The sequence below is a fragment of the Streptomyces sp. SID11385 genome, assembly GCF_010548245.1.
GTDB lineage: Bacteria > Actinomycetota > Actinomycetes > Streptomycetales > Streptomycetaceae > Streptomyces.
In genome coordinates this window covers 1-3831 of the sequence record NZ_JAAGLR010000666.1, presented here as the reverse complement: position 1 = coordinate 3831, position 3831 = coordinate 1, and the positions used below count along the sequence as shown (strand labels likewise).

At 72.7% G+C, this 3831-nt stretch carries 2 protein-coding genes; both read right to left on the bottom strand.

Annotation, left to right across the window (positions count from 1 at the left end):
• Positions 1–215: 215 nt before the first annotated feature.
• On the bottom strand, positions 216–1844 hold the full coding sequence (locus tag G3I42_RS20385) for an AMP-binding protein (protein ID WP_164287944.1): 1629 nt from the start codon (positions 1842–1844) through the stop codon (positions 216–218).
• The gene (locus G3I42_RS20380; RefSeq protein ID WP_164287942.1) at positions 1841–3568 is read right to left on the bottom strand and encodes an AMP-binding protein; all 1728 of its coding nucleotides are present in this window, start codon (positions 3566–3568) and stop codon (positions 1841–1843) included. The genes G3I42_RS20385 and G3I42_RS20380 overlap by 4 nt, the downstream gene beginning before the upstream one ends.
• Positions 3569–3831: the final 263 nt, after the last annotated feature.

The window sequence follows — 3831 nt, the reverse complement described above, 5'->3', positions numbered from 1 at the left end:
CGGGGGCGGCCGAGAGCGCGGTGCGGCTCGGGGTGCCGCTCTTCGCGCTGGAGGCGACGGGCCTCGTCCGGCCGCTGAACGAGGCGGCGGAGCGGCTGGGGCACCGGTAGGGGGACGGGCGTGCGGGGACGCCGGACCGCGCGCTCAGGCGTCCCCCCGCGCCAGGCGGCCCCACGCGCCAGCCGACCCCCCGCTAGCCAGGCGACCCCGCGCCCTCAGGCGTCCCCGTACGTCTCGCGCAGTTCGATCTTCCGGACCTTTCCCGAGACCGTCATGGGGAAGGCGGCGAGGACTTCGAGGCGGCCGGGGATCTTGTAGGAGGCGAGGCGGTCGCGGCAGAAGGCGCGGATCTCGTCGAGCGTGGGCGCGTCGGAGGGATCGCGCGGGATGACGCAGGCGAGCACGGATTCGCCGTAGCGCGCGTCGGGGACGCCGACGACCTGCACGTCGGAGATCTTCGGGTGGGTGTGAAGGAACTCCTCGATCTCGCGCGGGTAGATGTTCTCGCCGCCGCGGATGATCATGTCCTTGATGCGGCCCGCGATCTCGACGTAGCCGTCCTCGCGCATGAGGGCGAGGTCCCCGGTGTGCATCCAGCGCCCGGGGTCGACGGCCTCGGCGGTGCGCTCGGGGTCCTCCCAGTAGCCGAGCATGACGGAGTAGCCGCGCGTGCACAGTTCGCCCTGGGTGCCGCGCGGCACCGTGACGCCGCTGACGGGATCGACGACCTTGACCTCCAGGTGCGGCAGGACGCGTCCCACGGTGCCCGTGCGGTGGGCGAGGTCGTCGTCGGCGCGGGTCTGGCAGGAGACGGGCGAGGTCTCGGTCATGCCGTAGCAGATGGACACCTCGGCCATGTGCATCTCGGCGACGACCCGTTTCATGACCTCGACGGGGCACGGCGAACCGGCCATGATCCCGGTGCGCAGCGAGGTGAGGTCGAAGGAGCCGAAGTCGGGGAGGTTCAGCTCCGCGATGAACATCGTCGGGACCCCGTACAGCGACGTGCAGCGCTCCTTCTCGACGGCCTCCAGGGTCGCGCGGGCGTCGAAGGAGGGCGCGGGGACGACGACGCAGGCGCCGTGCGAGGTGGCCCCGAGGTTCCCCATGACCATGCCGAAGCAGTGGAAGAAGGGAACGGGCAGGCACACGCGGTCCTGCTCCGTGTAGCCGACGGTCTCGCCCACCCAGTACCCGTTGTTGAGGAGGTTGTGGTGGGAGAGGGTCGCGCCCTTGGGGAAGCCGGTGGTGCCGGAGGTGTACTGGAGGTTGACGGGGTCGTCGCAGGACAGCTCGGCCTCGCGGGCACGGAGCCGCGCGACGGGGACGTCCGCGCCCGCGAGGACGAGGGCGTCCCAGCTCGGGTCGCCGATGTAGACGGCCTCGCGCAGTTCGGGGCACTCGGGGCGCACCTCGTCGACGAAGGCGCGGTAGTCGGTGTCGCGGTGGCGCAGCGAGGCGACGAGGAGCTGGGTGCCGGACTGCCGCAGCACGTAACCGAGTTCGTGGGCGCGGTAGGCGGGGTTGATGTTGACGAGGATGGCGCCGACCCGTGCGGTGGCGTACTGGAGCATCACCCACTCGGCGCTGTTGACGGCCCAGATGCCGACCCGGTCGCCCTTGAGGACGCCGCGGGCGAGGAGCCCGCGCGCGAGGCGTTCGACGGCCTCGCCGAAGGCGGAGTACGTCCAGCGCCGGCCGCTCGCGACGTCGACGAGCGCTTCGCGCCCTGGATACGTGGCGACGATTCGCGTCAGGTTCTCGCCGATCGTCTCGCCGAGCAGGGGCGTGGTGGAGGTGCCGTGGGCGTACGAGGGCGGGGGCACGGGGGTCGCGGTGCTCATCGGAAGTCCTCCTCGCGGTACTCGGCGTCGGAGCCGTTCGCGGTCGCCTCACGGAGTTCGACGCGGCGGATCTTGCCGGAGATGGTCTTGGGCAGCGGGCCGAACTCCAGCCTGCGCAGGCGCTTGTACGGGGCGAGGACGGCGCGCGAGTGCGCGAAGAGGAGCTTCGCTGTCGCGGCGTCGGGCGCGTACCCCTCGGCGAGGACGACGTACGCCTTGGGGACGTTGAGCCGTACGGGATCGGGCGCGGGCACGACGGCGGCCTCGGCGACGGCCGGGTGTTCGAGGAGCGCGCTCTCCAGCTCGAAGGGGCTGATCTTGTAGTCGCTCGCCTTGAAGACGTCGTCCGCGCGGCCCACGTACGTGAGGTAGCCGTCCTCGTCCCGCGCGCCGATGTCGCCCGTGCGGTAGTAGCCCCCCGCCGTCGCCGCGGAGGTGCGTTCCTGGTCCCCGTGGTAGCCGCGCATGAGGCCGACGGGGCGGGCCGAGAGGTCGAGGCTGATCTCGCCCTCCGTGGCGCCCGGTTCGCCAGTCACGGGGTCGAGGAGTTCGATCGTGAAGCCGGGGCTGGGGCGGCCCATGGAGCCGGGCTTGAGGGGCTGGCCGGGGGAGTTGGCGACGGCGACGGAGGTCTCGGTCTGGCCGAAGCCGTCGCGGATCGTGGCGCCCCAGGAGCGGCGCACGTGCTCGATGACCTCGGGGTTGAGGGGTTCGCCGGCCGCGACGACGGCGCGCGGCGGGGTCTTCAGGCCGCTCAGGTCGGCCTGGATGAGCATGCGCCACACGGTGGGCGGCGCGCAGAAGCTCGTGACGCCCGCGCGGTCCATCTCGGCCATGAGGCGGCCCGCGTCGAAGCGCGTGTAGTTGAAGACGAACACAGTCGCCTCGGCGTTCCACGGCGCGAAGAAGTTCGACCAGGCGTGCTTCGCCCAGCCGGGCGAGGAGATGTTGAGGTGCACGTCCCCCGGGCGCAGCCCGATCCAGTACATCGTCGAGAGGTGGCCCACGGGGTAGGACAGGTGGGTGTGCTCGACGAGTTTGGGGCGCGCGGTGGTGCCGGAGGTGAAGTAGAGCATGAGGGTCTCGTCGGAGCGGGTGGGGCCCTCGGGGACGAACTCCGCGTCGGCGGTGGCGGCTTCGGCGTAGTCGTGCCAGCCGGGGACGGGCGCGCCGACGGCGACGCGGGTCCAGTCGCCGGGGACGCGCGCGAACTTCTCCAGGTCGGCGGAGCGGGCGACGACGTGACTCACCTCGCCGCGCTCGACGCGGTCGCGCAGGTCGAGGGGGCCCAGGAGCGTGGTCGCGGGGATGACGACGGCGCGCAGCTTCATCGCGGCGAGCATGAGTTCCCACAGCTCGGCCTGGTTGCCGAGCATGAGCAGGACGCGGTCGCCCGGGGCGACGCCGAGGCCGCGCAGCCAGTTCGCGGCGCGCGCGGAGCGGCGGGACAGCTCCGCGAAGGACAGCTCCACGCGCGAGCCGTCCTCCTCGACGAGGTGCAGCGCGGTGCGCTCGTTGCCCGCAGCAATCCTGTCGAACCAGTCGAGCGCCCAGTTGAACAGCTCCGGGCGCGGCCACGCGAAGCCGGCGTGCGCCGCCGCGTAGTCCTCGCCGTGGCGCAGGAGGAAGTCGCGGGCGGCGCGGAAGGCGGCGGTGGGGGCCGGTTCACCGTCGCCGGCGGCCGGTTCGCCGGGCGGGGCGGCGGCGGGGGGCGTAGCCGACATGTGTCCTCCAGGTTGCGAAACCACTCGTACTCATCGTGAGATGCGTGACACAGGTCTCACTACCCCCGTTCGGGGGTGGAGGGCGCGGAGGGCACGCGGAGCGGCGCTCGCGGACGGAGGACGATCATGACGGCGCACCCAGGAGCGCACGGCACGGCGCACGGCGCGGGGCGGAGCACGGAGTGGGCGGCGGACGCGGCGGAGATCCGGGCCGCGCTGCTGCGACTGCGGCGCGCCACCGGGCTGCCGGTCGCCTTCGGCGG